The organism is Columbia Basin potato purple top phytoplasma (assembly GCF_028595955.1).
Lineage (GTDB): Bacteria > Bacillota_I > Bacilli_A > Acholeplasmatales > Acholeplasmataceae > Phytoplasma.
Window position 1 is genome coordinate 1 of sequence record NZ_JANHJP010000029.1, and the last position, 716, is coordinate 716.

General features: G+C 21.1%; 1 protein-coding gene. It reads right to left on the reverse strand.

Annotated elements, in window-relative coordinates; translation table 11 throughout:
* Window positions 1-116: 116 nt before the first annotated feature.
* On the reverse strand, window positions 117-683 hold the full coding sequence (locus M8044_RS02480) for an SVM family protein (protein WP_273585467.1): 567 nt from the start codon (window positions 681-683) through the stop codon (window positions 117-119).
* Between the last annotated feature and the right edge of the window lie 33 nt (window positions 684-716).

Genomic DNA, 716 nt, shown 5'->3' on the forward strand with positions numbered 1-716 from the left:
AAAGATTTTTTTAATTAACATAATTTTTGGTTTCCTTTCCAATTGTTGAGTTGTGTTGTTAAATAAAAAAAGACCCTTTAAAAGGGTCTTTTTTTTGATTAAAAAATTTAATTATTTTAACGTTTTCTATGATTATTTGGTTTATTTTGGTTATTTTGTATTTGATTTCTAATGATATTTATTTGTCTTTGATTTTGATCTATTCTTGTTTGAATATTTCTTAAGGTATTTATTTGTTCTTCTGAAGCATAAAGTGGTATATTATTAATGGCTGAAATCATCTCTTGTGTTAACAATAAATATTCTCTTTCTAATTGAACTCTTGCCATATTATTATCAAAATTTCTTAATATTCGTTCTTGATTATTTAGTTGTCTTTGTTGATAAGTTATTATTTGTTGGTTTACTTGTTGTATTTGATTCAACAAAAAATTAATTTCTGTTACTGAACTATGATTAAAAAGAGCATTAATTAATTGTTGAGATATTCTGCCTTGGATTAATAATAAGTTTCTAAAAGTATTATATTCATCTATATGATTATCAACAACTGAATTATTTTCAGATATGCCATCGTTATTATTCATCGCGATAACTTGATAATTATTAGTTATAAATAATAGTCCTAAAAAAATAAATAAATAAATACTTATTATTTTAAATTGATTTTGTAATTTAATCATTAATTAAATCTCCTTTAATTTTTCATTTTTGCT